17 protein-coding genes are annotated in these 15,464 nt (G+C 75.3%); 10 read left to right on the top strand and 7 right to left on the bottom strand.

Annotated features, from left to right (window positions below; genetic code table 11):
* The first annotated feature begins 160 nt into the window (after positions 1-160).
* Positions 161-1,420 carry a hypothetical protein gene (locus V6U77_RS21465; RefSeq protein WP_334608256.1) on the top strand — a complete coding sequence of 420 codons (1,260 nt, stop codon included), beginning with the start codon at positions 161-163 and terminating at the stop codon, positions 1,418-1,420.
* A gap of 88 nt (positions 1,421-1,508) precedes the next feature.
* On the opposite strand, the gene V6U77_RS21470 is transcribed toward V6U77_RS21465, so the two are convergent.
* Positions 1,509-2,150 (bottom strand): class I SAM-dependent methyltransferase, encoded by a 642-nt coding sequence (locus V6U77_RS21470; protein WP_334608258.1) that lies wholly within the window; start codon positions 2,148-2,150, stop codon positions 1,509-1,511.
* 9 nt (positions 2,151-2,159) lie between these two features.
* Positions 2,160-2,663 carry an RrF2 family transcriptional regulator gene (locus tag V6U77_RS21475; RefSeq protein ID WP_334608259.1) on the bottom strand — a complete coding sequence of 168 codons (504 nt, stop codon included), beginning with the start codon at positions 2,661-2,663 and terminating at the stop codon, positions 2,160-2,162.
* A 121-nt stretch (positions 2,664-2,784) separates the two neighbouring features.
* Between V6U77_RS21475 and V6U77_RS21480 the strand changes: the two genes are divergently transcribed.
* The 3 genes from V6U77_RS21480 (at position 2,785) to V6U77_RS21490 (ending at position 6,436) form a co-directional block, all read left to right on the top strand.
* Complete coding sequence (locus V6U77_RS21480; protein WP_334608307.1) at positions 2,785-4,047, top strand: globin domain-containing protein; 1,263 nt, start codon at positions 2,785-2,787, stop codon at positions 4,045-4,047.
* A 232-nt stretch (positions 4,048-4,279) separates the two neighbouring features.
* The gene (locus V6U77_RS21485) at positions 4,280-5,497 is read left to right on the top strand and encodes a glycosyltransferase (RefSeq protein WP_334608261.1); all 1,218 of its coding nucleotides are present in this window, start codon (positions 4,280-4,282) and stop codon (positions 5,495-5,497) included.
* A gap of 75 nt (positions 5,498-5,572) precedes the next feature.
* Positions 5,573-6,436, top strand: a complete 864-nt coding sequence (locus V6U77_RS21490; RefSeq protein WP_334608262.1) for an alpha/beta hydrolase family protein — start codon at positions 5,573-5,575, stop codon at positions 6,434-6,436.
* A gap of 6 nt (positions 6,437-6,442) precedes the next feature.
* Here V6U77_RS21490 and V6U77_RS21495 read toward each other — a convergent pair whose 3' ends face one another.
* Positions 6,443-8,215 (bottom strand): SpoIIE family protein phosphatase, encoded by a 1,773-nt coding sequence (locus V6U77_RS21495; protein WP_334608264.1) that lies wholly within the window; start codon positions 8,213-8,215, stop codon positions 6,443-6,445.
* A gap of 77 nt (positions 8,216-8,292) precedes the next feature.
* Complete coding sequence (locus tag V6U77_RS21500) at positions 8,293-8,463, bottom strand: hypothetical protein (protein WP_172896549.1); 171 nt, start codon at positions 8,461-8,463, stop codon at positions 8,293-8,295.
* A 203-nt stretch (positions 8,464-8,666) separates the two neighbouring features.
* On the opposite strand from V6U77_RS21500, the gene V6U77_RS21505 reads away from it, so the two are divergent.
* Together V6U77_RS21505 and V6U77_RS21510 are read left to right on the top strand one after the other, a co-directional pair.
* The gene (locus V6U77_RS21505) at positions 8,667-9,302 is read left to right on the top strand and encodes a hypothetical protein (RefSeq protein WP_334608267.1); all 636 of its coding nucleotides are present in this window, start codon (positions 8,667-8,669) and stop codon (positions 9,300-9,302) included.
* Positions 9,303-9,525: 223 nt separating this feature from the next.
* Positions 9,526-9,831: a hypothetical protein gene (locus V6U77_RS21510; RefSeq protein WP_334608268.1), complete on the top strand. Its 306-nt coding sequence runs from the start codon at positions 9,526-9,528 to the stop codon at positions 9,829-9,831.
* Positions 9,832-9,886: 55 nt separating this feature from the next.
* Here the strand turns inward: V6U77_RS21510 and V6U77_RS21515 are convergent, their stop codons facing one another.
* From V6U77_RS21515 to V6U77_RS21525, 3 genes are all read right to left on the bottom strand, one after another.
* Positions 9,887-10,414: a DinB family protein gene (locus V6U77_RS21515; protein ID WP_334608270.1), complete on the bottom strand. Its 528-nt coding sequence runs from the start codon at positions 10,412-10,414 to the stop codon at positions 9,887-9,889.
* Between the two features lie 84 nt (positions 10,415-10,498).
* Positions 10,499-10,690 carry a GTPase activator gene (locus V6U77_RS21520; RefSeq protein ID WP_334608271.1) on the bottom strand — a complete coding sequence of 64 codons (192 nt, stop codon included), beginning with the start codon at positions 10,688-10,690 and terminating at the stop codon, positions 10,499-10,501.
* Between the two features lie 88 nt (positions 10,691-10,778).
* Positions 10,779-11,699 carry a DUF72 domain-containing protein gene (locus tag V6U77_RS21525; protein ID WP_334608272.1) on the bottom strand — a complete coding sequence of 307 codons (921 nt, stop codon included), beginning with the start codon at positions 11,697-11,699 and terminating at the stop codon, positions 10,779-10,781.
* 201 nt (positions 11,700-11,900) lie between these two features.
* Here V6U77_RS21525 and V6U77_RS21530 point away from each other — a divergent pair, with 201 nt between their 5' ends.
* The 4 genes from V6U77_RS21530 to V6U77_RS21545 all read left to right on the top strand — a co-directional run bounded on the left by V6U77_RS21530 (position 11,901) and on the right by V6U77_RS21545 (position 15,462).
* On the top strand, positions 11,901-12,764 hold the full coding sequence (locus V6U77_RS21530) for a hypothetical protein (protein WP_334608273.1): 864 nt from the start codon (positions 11,901-11,903) through the stop codon (positions 12,762-12,764).
* A gap of 171 nt (positions 12,765-12,935) precedes the next feature.
* Positions 12,936-13,982, top strand: coding sequence for an NAD(P)-dependent alcohol dehydrogenase (locus V6U77_RS21535; protein ID WP_334608275.1), 1,047 nt, complete (start codon positions 12,936-12,938; stop codon positions 13,980-13,982).
* Between the two features lie 24 nt (positions 13,983-14,006).
* Positions 14,007-14,522 (top strand): 2'-5' RNA ligase family protein, encoded by a 516-nt coding sequence (locus V6U77_RS21540; protein ID WP_334608276.1) that lies wholly within the window; start codon positions 14,007-14,009, stop codon positions 14,520-14,522.
* Positions 14,523-14,604: 82 nt separating this feature from the next.
* The gene (locus tag V6U77_RS21545; protein ID WP_334608277.1) at positions 14,605-15,462 is read left to right on the top strand and encodes a S1 family peptidase; all 858 of its coding nucleotides are present in this window, start codon (positions 14,605-14,607) and stop codon (positions 15,460-15,462) included.
* Positions 15,463-15,464: the final 2 nt, after the last annotated feature.

The following is a 15,464-nucleotide window of genomic DNA, read 5'->3' on the forward strand; positions in this document are numbered from 1 at the left end:
ACGCCGCGGCCGGGCTTCCCGACGGGAGGCGTCGCCGACCGGGTCCTCCCCCGCCTCGTGGGGGGAATTTGCCACCGACCATTGACGTCCGTCGCGCCGAGGTGATGTGATCTCGGTCTCAGAGGATCTTTCATATTTCGATGGACAGATGGGGGACGTCATGTCCAGGTTCCGTCGTACCGCACTCGCGGCGGCACTAGCCGTCGCGACCGCGACGCTGTCGACCGCCGTCGGGCTGGCCGCCCCGGCCTCGGCGGCGCCGCCCACCGCCGCGGTGGCGCTCGGCGACAGCTTCATCAGCGGTGAGGGCGCCGGGGCGTACACCCCGGTGGCCGACGTCAACGGCGTCGCCCAGGGCTTCCCGGGTTGGACCGCCGCGAACAACAACGCGTTCTTCTGCCACCGCTCGGCGAACGCCTCGCTGCACCGGGCGAACCTGCCCGGCATCCAGGACCGGTTCAACCTCGCCTGCTCCGGCGGGCAGCCGCACGACATCGCGGCCGCCTCGTCCGCCCGCGCCAACGGCCGCCAGGTGGCCGCCCAGCTCGACCAGCTCCGCGCGGTCAGCCGGACCCACGACATCGACCTGGTGCTGCTCGGGCTCGGCTCGAACAACAGCTCGTTCACCTTCGGCAACGTCGCGGAGAAGTGCGCCAACCGGTTCATCGCCGACGCCTGGACCGGCTGGTGGGAGTTCTGGGCCTACCTGGGCGGGCCGGTGGAGCAGAAGCCCTGCACCGACGCCGACCTGGCCACCGCCGCCCAGTGGAGCGCCGCGACCGCGGAGACCACCTCGGCCGTACGCCAGCTCCTCACCACGCTGCGCGAGATCGACGCCGACGGTCAGCACCGGATCGTCCTGCAGGACTACACCAACCCGCTGCCGCTCGACCTCGAGGCACGCTTCCACGAGGAGGACAACCGCAGCGACACCCGGGACAAGTTCCGCGCGCTGGGCGCCGAGCGGTACGCGGCCGGTTGCCCGATCCACCGCGCCAGCCTGCTGCCGGGACACCGCTTCTCGCAGGGGCTGGGCACCCTGGTGAAGTCCACCCGGGACACCCTGGCCGCCGAGTTCCCCGGTGCCGACCTGGTCTACCTCAACGTGCAGCGGGCCTTCGACGGCGCCCGGCTCTGCGAGTCCGGCACCAGCCCGACCGGGACCCTGGCCACCCCGATCCGGCTGCAGGACAGCCCGCCGAACGGCGTCTTCGTGACCAGCCTCTCCGGCAAGGACAAGATCGCCATCCAGCGGATCGCGAACACCTGCGTGAGCTACTTCCAGACCTGCCAGGAGTCCTGGCACCCGAACGCCGCCGGCCACCAGGTGCTCGGGCAGTGCCTGACGGGCGCGGCCACCACCGGTGCGCGTTCCGTGGCCTGCGTCCGCGCGGGGGACGGCTCGATCACGATCTCCTGACCGCGATCCCGTCGGTGGAACCCCGTGCCGGACGGCACGGGGTTCCGTCGCGTCCGGGTCGGACCGGCCGAGGACCGACGGGCGAAGGTCAGTCGCGGGTGGCCGTGCCGAGCACGTGCGGGGCGGCGGGGGCCGGCAGCCGGCCGTCGGGGAAGCGGAACGCGTCCAACTCGGTGACGGTGAAGCCGGCGGCCCGGATCGCGGCCACCGTGTCGCGGCCCGTGTGGCAGCCGCCGCAGAGCAACGGCCAGAGGGTCGCGTCGACCAGCCGCTGCGCGCGGCGCAAACCCGGTGTCTGCGCGCGTACGTGCTCGAAGAAGCGCACCTGCCCGCCGGGCCGCAGCACCCGGTGGGCCTCGCGCAGCGCGGCGGCCTGGTCTGCCACCGAGCAGAGGACCAGGGACAGCACCACCGCGTCGGCGTCGCCGTCGGGCGCCGGCAGCGCCTCGGCGAGGCCGTCGACCACCGCCACGGGTACGGGAGCACCGGCCGCCGCCGCCCGGGCCGCCGCCCGGAGCCGGGGCTCCGGCTCGACCGCCAGCACCCGCTCGACGGTGCCCGGGTAGTGGGCGAAGGTGCGGCCGTTGCCGGCGCCCACCTCGATCACCCGGCCCGCGAGACCGGCGACGAGCCGCCGCCGGTGGGCGGCCACCCCCGCACGGTCCATCGCCACGCTCGCCCGTTGGAACACCCGCGCGAACACCGGGTGGGAGACCGCGCTACCGGGCATCGTCGCTCCTCAGATCCGATCGGGTACGGCCCGTCGAGGCGTCGGCGGGACGGCGGGGCGCGGCGACGCGTCGGGCTCCGGCCGGGGGCGGGGCAGGCCGAGGGCGAGCAGCGCCGCACCTGTCGGCCCGTCGACGAGCCCGCCGAGGGTCACGCCGTCCAGCACGCCGAGGAAGGCGTCCCGGGCCCGGCGCAGCTCGCCCCGCAGCCGGCAGGCCGCGCGCAGGGAGCAGGCCGGCTCGTCGCAGGACACCACCTCGTCGTCGCCCTCGAAGGCCCGCACCACGTGCCCGACCGTGACCGACCCCCCGCCCTCGGCGAAGGTCACCCCGCCGGAGCGGCCCCGGATGGTGACCAGCACCCCGAGCCGCTGCAACCGCTGCACCACCTTGGCGACGTGGTTGCGGGGCAGGTCGAGCTGGTCGGACAGCTCGTCCACGGTCATCCGTCGCGGGTTCGCGGCGGCGAGCATGGCGATGCGCAGCGCCATGTCGGTGGACCGGTTGAGCTTCACGTCCCGACCCTAGCCACGGCGGTCGAGCCTCCACCACGGCCGAGCGGGCCCTGGATGTGATCCGGACGACCCCCGACCCGGGACCTTCGGCCCTAAAGAGGTATATCCAATACTTGTTTTGCTGTCGAAGCCCGAGCGGTTCCAGCCCAGAAGGAGAACAGTCGTGCTCTCGGAGTCCTCAGCAGCAGTGGTGACGGCGACCCTGCCCGCCGTGCAGGCGCACGGCGAGGCGATCACCGGCCGGTTCTACCAGCGGATGTTCGACGCGCACCCCGAACTGCTCGACATCTTCAACCGCAGCAACCAGGCCACCGGCACCCAGAAGGCCGCCCTCGCGGCCGCCGTGGTCGCGTACGCGGAGCACCTGACCGGCGGCAGCCACGCGCCGTGGGGGCCGATCCTGGACCGCATCGCGCACAAGCACGCCTCGCTCGGCATCACCGCCACCCAGTACACGATCGTCGGCCGACACCTGCTCGCCGCCGTCGGCGAGGTGCTCGGCGACGCCGTCACCGCCGAGGTGGCGGCGGCCTGGGACGAGGTCTACTGGCTGCTGGCCTGCGAGCTGATCGCCCGGGAGGCCCGCCTCTACACCGAGGCCGGGCTGGCCGAGGGCGAAACCGTCTGGCGGGACTGGCGCGTCGTCGCCCGGGCCACCGAGGCGCTCGACGTGGTGTCGTTCACCCTGGTCCCGGCCGACGGCGGACCGGTGCCCACGTTCGTCCCGGGCCAGTACACCTCGGTCGCGGTCGACCTGGACGGCGGGCGCGGTCAGCAGATCCGCCAGTACAGCCTCTCCGGCCGCCCCGGCGCCGAGCACTGGCGGATCACCGTCAAGCGCGTACGCGGCCTCGGCGGCGCCCCCGACGGCATGGTCTCCAGCTTCCTGCACGAGCACGTCGGGGTCGGCGACGTCCTGCGGCTCAGCCCGCCGTTCGGCGAGGTCAGCGCGGTGGCCGGGGATGGCCCGCTGCTGCTGGTCAGCGCAGGCATCGGGCTGACCCCGGCGATGGCCGCGCTGGAGCACCTGGCCGCCACCGAGCCGCAGCGTCCGGTGGTGCTGGTGCACGCCGACCGGGCCGGCGCGGCGCACGCGTTCCGCGGCGAACTGCCGCGCCTGCACGCCGCGCTGCCCAACCTGCGCACGGCACTCTGGTACGAGGACCTCACCGACGGCGAACTGGTCGAGGTGGCCGCCGAGGTGACCTGCGGCCGGGTCGACCCGGCGCTGATCCCGCTCTCCCCCGACGCCCACGTGCACCTCTGCGGGCCGCTGCCGTTCATGAACACGGTCCGCGGCGGCCTGCTGCGCCGGGGGGTGCCGGTGGAGCGGATCGCCTACGAGGTCTTCGGGCCGGGCATGCTCCACGACGACCGGTCCTGACCCGGGGACGCGCGACGGTCACCGCAGGTGGGCGCGCGACGGTCACGGGCGGCGGGGTGGTTCACCCCGCCGCCCGCCGGTGTCTCCACACCCGACCCACGAGCCGGGCAGGTGGCGGTTAGGAGGGGAGGTCGAGGGTAGGGACTTGTGCGGCGGGGCCCGCCGGGCAGCGAGGAGCAGCCCCGGGGCTCACCCGGGTCCCCGCCGACGGGCCGGCCGATGGAGGATGCACATGCGTATCGCGATGATCTCGGAGCACGCCAGTCCACTCGCTGTCGCAGGGGCGGGGGAATCCGGCGGTCAGCACACGCACGTGGCGGAACTCGCCGCCGCCCTGGCCGACGAGGGGCACGACCTTCGCGTCTACACCCGCCGGGACTCCACCGCGCTGCCCGACTCCGTGCTCACGCCCGACGGCTACCAGGTGTGCCACGTGCCGGCCGGTCCGGCGCTACGGGTGCCGAGAGACGAGTTGCTGCCACACATGGGCGAGTTCGGACGCTGGCTGGCCGGTCAGTGGCACGACGGCGACTGGGTGCCGGACGTCGCGCACGCCCACTTCTGGACGAGCGGGCTGGCCACCCTGCACGCCGGTCGACGCACGGGAGTGCCGGTGGTGCTGACGTACCACAGCCTCGGCTCCGTCAGGCGGCGGTTGCGGGGCGACCAGGACACCGGCGCGCCGGGCCGGGTGGGCTACGAGCGGGCCCTGGGGCGGGCCGCCGACCGGGTCGTCGTGCAGAGCCAGGACGAGGTCGGCGAGCTGGTCCGCCTCGGCGTGCCCCGGTCGCGGATGACGCTGGTCCCCGCCGGGGTCGACCAGGAGCTGTTCCGCCCCGACGGGCCCGTCGCCCCGCGCGACCCGGCCCGCCCCCGCATCGTCACCGTGGGCCGGCTGGTGGAGCACAAGGGCATCCAGGACGTCGTCCGGGCCCTGCCGGGCGTGCCGGACGCCGAGTGCGTGGTGATCGGCGGTCCGCCGGCGAAGCTGCTCCCCGCGGACGGCTTCGCCCGCCGGCTCCGCGCGCTCGCCGAGTCCTGCGGCGTGGCCGACCGGGTGAAGCTGCTCGGCGGGCTGCCCCGGGAGGAACTCGCCCGCTGGTACCGCTCGGCGGACCTGCTGGTGGCCGCCCCCTGGTACGAGCCGTTCGGGCTCACCTCGCTGGAGAGCATGGCGTGCGGGGTGCCGGTGGTCGGCACGCACGTCGGCGGGATCGCCGACAGCGTGGTCGACGGCCTGACCGGTGACCTCGTGCCGCCCCGGGACCCCCGGGCCCTGGGCACCGCGATCCGCCGGCTGCTCGCCGACAAGGTCCGTCGTTTCGCGTACGCGACGGCGGCGCTGGACCGCGTCCGCAACCGGTACTCGTGGAAGCGCTGCGCCGAGCAGCTCAGCTCGGTCTACGCCTCGGTCAGCACGGTCGCCCGCCCCGCCGCGGCGGCGGTGTGACACGGGCGCGGGCGGGACGTGACGCGCGCCACCCGAAGGTTACCCGCCGGTAGCTTTGGGTCGTAGCCTGGGACGGTGAACGCGACGGGGGAATACCGGCAGGAGTTCGTCGAGGTCGACGGGGCCCGCATCGGGCTACAGGTGTATCCCGAGCCGGACGGCGTCGCCGACGCCCCGCTGGTGCTGATCACCCCCGCGATGGGCGTCCGGGCGCGCTACTACCGGCCCTTCGCCGCCGCGCTGCGCGCCGCCGGCCTGGCCGTGGCGGTGGCCGACCTGCGCGGCACCGGGGAGAGCACCCCGAAGCCGAGCCGTGCCAGCCGGTACGGCTACCCGGAACTCGCCTGCGACGTCGGCGCCGCGCTGGCCGCGCTCAAGACCCGGCGGGACGGGCGCAGGACGCTGCTGCTCGGGCACTCCCTCGGCGGGCAGGCCGCCCTGCTGCGCCTCGCCGTGCACGGCGAGCACGACGTCGACGGGCTGGCGCTGGTCGCCGTCGGCGTGCCGTGGTGGCGCAGCTACCCGGGCCTGCGCGGGTACGGGGTCCTGCCGTACACCCAGGGGATCGCGGCGACGGCCCGGCTGCTCGGCGTCTGGCCGGGCTGGGGCTTCGGCGGCCGGCAGGCGCGCGGGGTCATCCGGGACTGGGCGTACACGGCGCGCACCGGGCGCTTCCCGCACCTGGACGGGGTGGACGCCGAGGCGGCCGTGCGGACGCTGCGCACCCCCGTGCTGGCGATCAGCGTCGACGACGACCAGTACACCCCGCACGAGACCGTCGACCACCTGTGCGCGAAGCTCGCCGCGGCGCCCGTCGTCCGCGAGCACTACACGGCGGCGCAGGCCGGCACCCGGATGGACCACTTCACCTGGGTACGCGCGAGCGGCCCGCTGGCGGCCCGGGTGGCCCGCTTCGCGGCGGACCTGCCGGCCCGCTGAGCGCCCTCAACCGACCCGCAGCGCCAGCAGGGCGACGTCGTCGTCGGGCTCGGCGGTCAGTCCGGCGAGCAGCGCGTCGCAGAACGCCTCCAGCGGCAGGTGGCACAGCCGTCCGGCCGCCACCCGCAGGCGTTCGATGCCGACGTCGATGGGCGTGTCGCGGCGCTCGACCAGCCCGTCGGTGTAGAGCACCAGGGTCGCGCCCTGCTCGAGGGCGAGCTCGTGGTCGCGGCGGGGCAGCGGGCCGACCCCGAGCAGCGGGTCCGGGTCGGTGACCAGCAGTCGCGCGGTGCCGTCCGGGTGCACGAGCACCGGCGGCGGATGGCCGGCGTTGCACCAGGTGAGGTGCGCCGGCCGCGGGTCGCCGGCGGCGTCCGGGACGCGGACGTGCCCCACCACGGCCGAGGCGAGCGTCGACACGCCCAGCCCGCGCAGGGCCCGTTCGAGCCCGGCGAAGATCGCCGCCGGCGGTTCACCCAGCACGTACGCGACGCCGCGCAGGGTGCTGCGGATCTGGGCCATCGCGGCCATCGCGGCGCGGTCGTGCCCGGTGACGTCGCCGATCACGACGGTGGTGGCCCCGTCGGCGGCGAGGAACGCGTCGTACCAGTCCCCGCCGACCTGCTCGTGCTCCACCGCCGGGTGGTACCGCACCGCGATGTCGAGGCCGGCCACCGGCGGCGGGTCGGAGAGCAGGCTGCGTTGCAGCGTCTCCGAGGTCCGCCGCTGTTCCCCGTGCACCCGGATCCGGTCCAGCGTCTGCGCGCACTGCGCCGCGAACGCGCCCAGCACCTCCACCTCGCGCCGCTCGAACGGGTGCGGCGCGCGCCAGCCGACGGTCAGCGCGCCGAGCAGCCGCTCCCCCACCCGCAGCGGCAGTGAGGCCCACGCCTGCAGTCCCGTGGTGTCGACGACCTCCGCCATCTCCGGCGTGAAGTCCAGCGCGGCGGCCCGGTCGGGCAGGAAGACCGTGCGGCCCGCGTACGCCGAGACGCTGGACGGCAGCGGACCGGTCAGTGGCAGCTCCGAGTAGCGAGCGCGGGTGCCGTCACCCAGGGTGTCGGTGAGGGTCAGCCGTAGCAGGTCGTCGTCCCGGACTGCCACGGCGCCGCCGTCGGCGCCGAGCGCCCCGAGTCCTCGGCCGACGACCACCTCGGTCAACTCGGCGACGCTCTCGCAGCCGGCCAGGTCGGCGGCCAGGTCGACCAGGGTGGCGAGGCGGCGGTTCGCCACCGCCTGGGCCTCCAGCGCGCCGCGCAGGTCCCGCGCCCGGGCGTACAGGTCGGTCTCGGCCGCCTCCATGCGCCGCCGGAAGCTCTCGCCGCGGGCCTGCGCGTCCCTGGTCCGCTGCCGTTGCTCGACGAAGTCCGTGACGTCCTCGGGTCGGTGCAGCAGCAGCACGACGCGCCCGTGGTCGTCGAGGACCGGCACGTTCATCGGGCTCCAGTACCGCCGCACGAAGCCGCCGAGGCCGTCGGGGATGTCGTAGCGCTGCAACGCCATCGTGTCCGCCCGCCCCGTCTCCCGCGCCCGCAGCAGGGAGGCCCGCAGGTTCGGCACCCCGGTGCCCTCCGGGTCGTCCGGGTTCGCCGGGAACGCGGCGAACACGTCCCGCCCGAGCAACTCCTCCCGGGTACGGGCGGTGGCGCGCAGGTACGCCTCGTTGACCTCGACGATCGTCAGGTCCGGGGTGAGCACCAGGTACGGCGACGGCGCGGCGTCGAAGATCCGCGCGTGGTCCACCGCCGGTTCTCCCGCCCGGTCCCGCCCGTCACCCACGTTCCCTCGCTTCCGGCCTCGCCACCGTGCCCGTACGCCCGCTCCCGGGCGGCGTGCGCGCCGCCCGGGAGGTGCAGTCACTCGTCGGTGTCGACGGGCACCATCTCGCCGTCGCGTTCCACGCGGGTCTCACCGCGCTCGGCCGGCGGCGGCACCTGGGCCGTGGTCTTGCGCGGATCGTTGTCCGGGTGCATCAGCACCGCGTCGGTCGACGCGGTCTTCTCCCGGCTCTCCTCGGGCTGCGACATCCGCTTCCCCTCTCGTCGGGTCGTCCGACGATCTACCCGCCACCGGCCCCGGCGACTCCTCCCGGCCGGTCCCCGTCGCCGGTCGGTTGCCGGCGCCCCGGCCCGGTATCTGCGCCGCCGGGGCGTATCAGCAGGTGACGGGCGGGATTAGCCGACCGGGCGGCGGGTATGCCGCACCGCCCGACACGGTGGAAGGGGATCAGATGTCCGAACGACACACCGCACTGCGCTCGATGCACGATCTGGGCCTGGCGGCCTGGTTCGGGGGCTCCCTGATGGGAGCGTTCGGCGTCAACGGCGCGGCGGCACAGATGAACGACTCGACCCAGCGCTTGCCGATGGCCTCGGCCGGCTGGGCCCGGTGGACCCCGGTGAACGCCGCGGCGATCGGCGCCCACCTGGCGGGGGCCGTCGGGGAACTGGTGACGGAGAGCCCCCGGGTGGCCGCCCAGTCGGGAGTGGCCCGGGCCAGCACGCTGAAGACGGCGTTGACCGTCGGCGCGCTGGCGGTGACCGGCTACAGCCGGCTGCTCGGCATGAAGCTGGAGAAGGCCGGCGGGCCGGCGGTCGAGGGGGTCACCGAACCGAACTCGCACACGCCGTCGAACGTGGCGTCGTGTCAGCGGCAGATGCGCCTGTTGCAGTGGGCGGTCCCGGCGATGACCGGGGCGCTCATCGTGATGACCGCGTACATGGGCGAGCAGCAGAAGCCCGGCGAGGTGTTCCGGGGGATGCTCGGACGCGTCGGCGGCATGCGCAACACGCCGAAGGGAATGGGCGCGCTGATGGCGATGGGCGCCGCCAACAGGAAGCGGATGGCCAAGTCCGGCCGCTGCTGACCGACGTGCCGCGCAGCGGCGTCCCGCCGACTCCTCGGCGGCGGGACGCCGCTGCGCGCGTGCCCGGACCGCCCGGATCCCGGCGCCGGGCCGCCCGGAGGCATGACCGCCCCGGTCACGGGGATTCGGAGCCGGTACCGGCGGACCGACCAGCGAGGTGGCCATGACGGCAGGAGACGGACGCGGCGGGGACCGAGGCACACCGGAGGCGAGAACCCCCTGGGTGAGCAGGGACGGACTGGACGCGGAGCCGCCGTGGGGCACCGGCGAGCACGACCCCATGGACGAGGGCAGCGAGGAGACCGCCGTACCCGAGGGGCGGCGCGGAGAACGGCGGGCCGACGAGCCGGCGGGACCGTCCGGCCCGGCCGGGCGGCACGGTTTCGGCCCGGTCGAACCGACGCCCACGCGGCCGGCGGGCCCCGGCGCGCCGCCGGACCCGGCACCGGCACGCCGGTCCTTCCCCGACGCCGCCCACGTCGAGCCTCGGACGGAGGACGCGCTGCGGACCCGGGGCAGACGGTCGTGACCGGTACGCACCCGGGTGGGCACGGCCGGGTCGCCGGGTCGCGTGCGTCCGGCGGTCAGCCGCGTCCCGCGACGCGCAGCAGCCGGAGCTGACCGATCTCGGCCACGTTCTTCATCAACTCGGCGTCGACCCAGGCGAGCATGTGCGCCACCGTGTGCCCCGCGTCGTCCGGCCACGGGAACGACACGGTGCGGTCGAGGTCGGCGTCGGTGAGGCGGTCGAGCTGACCGAGCCACTCGGCGCGCAGGCCCCGCAGCCAGGCGATCGTCGGCTCGCCCGGGCCCGGCCAGGCCACGTCGGTGCGCTGCCGCGGTGGCCGTCCCCCGAGATGGTCCATGGCCACGGTCCACCACCAGCCGATGTGCCACGACAGCCAGCCGATCGTCGGGACCGGCACGGGATCGGGTTCGGTGTCGGCCCAGTCGGGGGTCCACCCGCCGGCGGGGCCGGGACGCACCGTCCAGCAGTGCGCCGCCGGCTCCCAGAGGAAGTCCGCCGCGTCGAGGCGTTCGAGATGGTATTCGAACAGCGACCACGTCAGGTCGAACTGCCAGCGCAGGAGCGCACGGGAGGTTGCCGTCATCGGGCGATGATGCCCGAGGCCGGCGGCCCGGTCGAGCGATTAGCCGGGTTCCCCGCCGCTCCTGGTGGGCGCGCGGCGGTCGGCTCAGCCGCCGGCGGTGTCCTCCCCGGCGACCTCGGCCGGGTCGGCCGCCACCGGGTGACCGGTGTCGTCCACCAGACCGGGCGCCATGCTCCCGCCGTGGGCGTCCTGCGCCTCCCGGGTCTCGCGCGCCGCCGCGTCCTGCGGTACGCCCGGCGTCGCGTCCTCGCCGTGCTCCTGCCGCCGCTCACCCATCACCGCGTCCCCTTCCGTCGCTCACGCCCCCGGCGGTACCCGTGGGGTCGGTCGGAAAACCTCCCCGTCCGGGCCGGACGCGGCGTGGTCAGGAGGCTGACCCGGCTCCCGCCCGCTCCGGCCGGCCCCGCCCCGCCGGCTCCACGCCCAGCAGCTCGGCGAGGCGGGCGGCGTCACGCTGGGCCTGGTCACCGCAGCAGTTGTTGAACAGCGCGTGCAGCTCCCCCGCCTGCCCGGCCAGCTCGACCAGGAGCTCCGACCAGCGGCGGAGCTCCTCGTCGCCGTACGCGTAGCGGAACTTCTCCTCCTTGCCCCCCGTCTCCCAGGCGGTGCTGTGCCCGTGGAAGCGGACGACCGCCAGCTCCGCCGTGGCGAACAGGATCGGCGGGACCGACGAGGGGTGCCCCTGCGGCATGTCGACGCAGACGAACGACAGCCCGTGCTCGCGGAGGAACGCGAGCGTGTCCAGCGCCGCCGTGCCGTCGAACCAGGACCCGTGGCGCAGTTCGACGGCGACCTGCCAGGGCCGGCAGCGCTCGGCCAGTTCGGCGATGCGCCGCTCGGCCGCGGCCCCCCGGGCCAGCCACGGCGGGAACTGCAACAGGACGGCGCCGAGGCGGTCGGCCGCCGCGATCGGGTCCAGCGCCGCCCGGAACCGGTCCCACAGCTCGTCGTACGCGGCCGCCGGCAGGTCCCGGCGGCGGATCCGGCTCGGGCCGCCGGCCGGGCGCAGGTCGCGGGGCAGCGCCGCCACCGGTGTGGGGTGACCGGTGAAGAGGCTGAACGCCTTGACGTCGAAGGTGAAGCCCTCGGGCGTGGCGTCGATCCAGCCCCGCGTCGTCTCCGGCACGGGGATCGCGTAGTAGGACGTGTCCACCTCGACCAGCGGGAAGCGCCCGGCATAGAAGTCGAGCCGCCCGGCCGGGGTGTTCGCCGCGCGGGGATACCAGCCCGAGCGCAGCAGCATCCGATCCGCCCAGGACGACGTGCCCACCCTGATCACACCCATGTAGTTCAGTCCACCCCGGACCGGACGAATCGGCAACCGCTGGCAGAAACCCGGCGCGCGGGGTCGCGTTCGTTGTCGGGGCGGTCAGCCGGTCGGTGCGCCCGCGTCCTGCTGCACCTGTGCTTGTCGCAGGTCACAGTCCGACCGTGTGACGACCGGGCGACCGGTGGCGCTGAGGGACACGAGATGAAAGAACACCGGATGGACCAGGAAACCGCCGAGCGGCTGCTCGGTGGTCTCGTCCCCGACCCGCAGGACGGTCCGCGGCCCGTCGCGTCGCTGTTGACGGCGGCGCGCGCCGCCCCGCACCCCGACGAGCTGACCGGGGAGGAGGCCGCCGTACGGGCCTACCGACTGGCCCGGGCCGGGAACCCTCCCGTCCTGCCGAGCGTCCGCCGCCCCGCCCTCGCGGGGTTCGGCGTCCGCGCCGCGTTGGCCGGCGTCGCCCTCGCCCTCACGGGCGGGGTGGCCCTCGCCGCCACCGGGGGCGCGCTGCCCCACCCGCTACGGGCCCCCGCGCCCACCACCGCTCCCGCGCACTCCCCCACCGCCGACGCCTCCCGAACGGCGGCACCGGACCGACCGCCCGCCCCGACGGGCGGCGTTCAGGGCCGCCCGGAGCCGGACGCGGCGGTACGGAAGTCGTGCCAGGACTACCGGGCGGGCGGCGGCGACGCCTCGGACGACGCCGCCTTCGCCGACCTGATCCGCGCCGCTGGTGGGCGCGAGGAGGTGCCCGGCTACTGCGAGCGGGTGCTGGCCGACGAGCCGGGGACGCCCGTGCCGCACGGCAGCCCGTCCGACCGGCCCGGAGCCGCCCCCACCGAACGGCCGGGAGCCGCGCCGACCGAACGGCCCGGAGCATCCCCCACCGGCCGACCGGGCGCCGGCGCGACGGGACGGCCCGGAGCCGACCCGACCGGCCGACCGGGTGCCGGGCCCACCGCACCGCGGCCCGCGGCGACGGAGACACCCACGCGACCGTCGCGATCCGGCCCGGCCGACGTCCCGCCGGCGCAGGGGCCACCGCCCCCTGCCGCACCGACCGGCGTCGACGCGGGCTGACCGCGCGCTGTGCCGTGGGCGGTCGCGCTCCCGGCGGCGCGCCTGCCTGACCGCGACGCGCGCGGCGGCTCACCCGCACGGATGAGCCGGGGCGGGTGGCAGGGCCGTTTGGGCGGTCGCCGAACGGGCAGCCGGCAGGTGGACCGGAAACGGGAGAACGGGAGGCGCCCCATGCGCGCACTGCGGTTGCCGAACTGGAAGTCCGAGCCCGAACTGGTCGAGGTCGACGAGCCGACCCCGGGCCCGGGTCAGGTGGTGGTGAAGATCGGCGGCGCGGGCGCCTGCCACTCCGACCTGCACCTGATGCACGACTTCGAGGCCGGCGCGGTGCCCTGGAACCCGCCGTTCACCCTCGGCCACGAGAACGCCGGCTGGGTGCACGCCCTCGGCGACGGGGTGAGCGGGCTGACGGTCGGCCAGCCGGTGGCCGTGTACGGGCCGTGGGGCTGCGGCACCTGCGCCCGCTGCCAGGTGGGCGTCGACCCGTACTGCGAGAACGTCGCCGAGGCGCCGGTGCCCGGCGGGGGCGGCGGCCTCGGCCTGGACGGCGGCATGGCCGAGTACATGCTGGTCCCGCAGGCCCGGCAGGTCGTGCCGCTGCCCGACGGGCTCGACCCGGTGCTGGCGGCGCCGCTGACCGACGCCGGACTCACCCCGTACCACGCGATCCGGCGCTCCGTGGCGAAGCTCGGCCCGACCAGCACGGCCGTGGTCATCGGCGTCGGCGGGCTCGGGCACGTCGGCGTGCAGATCCTCAAGGCCACCACCGCCGTCCGGGTGATCGCCGTGGACACCCGCGAGGAGGCGCTGCGGCTCGGCGAGGAGTGCGGCGCCGACCTCACGATGCTCTCCGGCGACGACACCGCCCAAGAGATCCGCCAGGCCACCGGCGGTCGGGGCGCCGACGTGGTCCTGGACTTCGTCGGCGCCGACGCCACCCTCGCGCTCGGCGCCGCCGCCGCCCGCACCGTCGGCGACCTCACCATCGTCGGCATCGGCGGCGGCACCCTGCCGGTGGGCTTCTTCTCCGTGCCGTACGAGGTGAGCATCCAGACCACGTACTGGGGTAGCCGGCCGGAACTCATCGAGGTGCTCGACCTCGGTGCCCGGGGCCTGGTGAAGCCGAAGACCAGCACCTTCTCCCTGGACGAGGCGGTCGTCGCGTACCGCAGGATGCGCGACGGCACGCTGGAGGGCCGGGCCGTCGTCGTGCCGTGACCGCCGCGACCCTAGAGTGATCATGTGGTCGCGGCGCTGGAGCTCTACCTGGACACCGACGCCACCCGCAGGATCCGGGTGCTCTGGGACGCGCTGGAGTCCGAGGGCGTGCAGAGCATGCGGTCGCTGCTGGAGCAGCGTCACCGGCCGCACGTCTCGCTCGCCGTCGCGCCCCGCTTCGATCCGGAGCGGGTCGCGGCGGCGCTGCGCGGGACGGTGGTGGCGGCGCCGCTGCGGCTGAGCTTCGCGCACGCCGGGCAGTTCGTCGGCCGGGTGCTGTGGCTGGGCCCCACCCCCACCGTCGAACTGCTCGCGCACCACGCCCGCGTGCACGACAGGCTGGCCGAGGCGGGCATCGCGCTGGTCGAGCACTATCGGCCGGGCCGCTGGGTGCCGCACTGCACGCTGTCCATGCGGGTGCCGAACGCCCTGATGGCCGCCGCCGTACGCCGCTGCCTGGAGGTGCTGCCGCTGGAGGCGACCGTGGTCGGCGCGGCCCTCACCGACCACGCCCGCGACATCTGCCACCCGTTGCCGTAGCCGGACCGACGGGCCGCTTGTCCGTGTCACGTCGGGGGTGGATCCTGTAGGGAATCGACAGAGACGAATCTATGGAGGTTCGATGCGTCGTTTCCCGCTCGCCCTGCTCCTGCTCGCCGGGCTGCTGCTCGGCCTGCCGGCGCCCGCGCACGCCGTCCCCACCCCCGGCCACGCCGACGCCGCCCGTGCCGCGGCCACGCTCGCGCAGGTCCGCACCGCCGGCACCGCCTGGGGGCTCGACCCCGCCACCGGCCGGATGACCCTGACCGTGGACGACACCGTCTCCGCCCGGAACCTGGCCGCGCTGCGGGTGACCGCCGCCCGGGCCGGTGCGGTGCTCCGTCACGAGCCGGGTGAGCTGCGCCTGCTCATCGCCGCCGGGCAGGCCGTCTACGGCGGCGGCGGGCGGTGCTCCCTCGGCGCCAACGTCCGCAGCGGCAGCACCTACTACTTCGTCACCGCCGGGCACTGCACCGCCGCCGGCGCGACCTGGTACGCCAACAGCGCGCAGACCACCCTCCTCGGCAGCCGGGTGGGCAGCAGCTTCCCCGGCAACGACTTCGGCCTGGTCCGCTACACGAGCCTGGTCGCCCACCCCAGCGCCGTCTACACCTACCCCGGCCTGGTCACGATCAACGGCGCCGGCAACGCCGTCATCGGCCAGACGGTCTGCCGCAGCGGCTCGACGACCGGCGTACGCTGCGGCACGGTCACCGGGCTCAACGTGACCGTGAACTTCCCCGGCGGCGCCGTCTCCGGCCTGATCCGGACCAACATCTGCGCCGAGCCCGGCGACAGCGGCGGGCCGCTCTACGTGCCCGGCACGGGGTTGATCCTCGGCATCCTCTCCGGCGGCAGCGGCAACTGCACCACCGGCGGCACCACCTACTACCAACCGATCACCGAGATCCTGGCCGCCTACGGCGTGACCATCCCCTGAGC

The sequence above is a fragment of the Micromonospora sp. CPCC 205546 genome, assembly GCF_036902715.1.
Taxonomy (GTDB): domain Bacteria; phylum Actinomycetota; class Actinomycetes; order Mycobacteriales; family Micromonosporaceae; genus Micromonospora.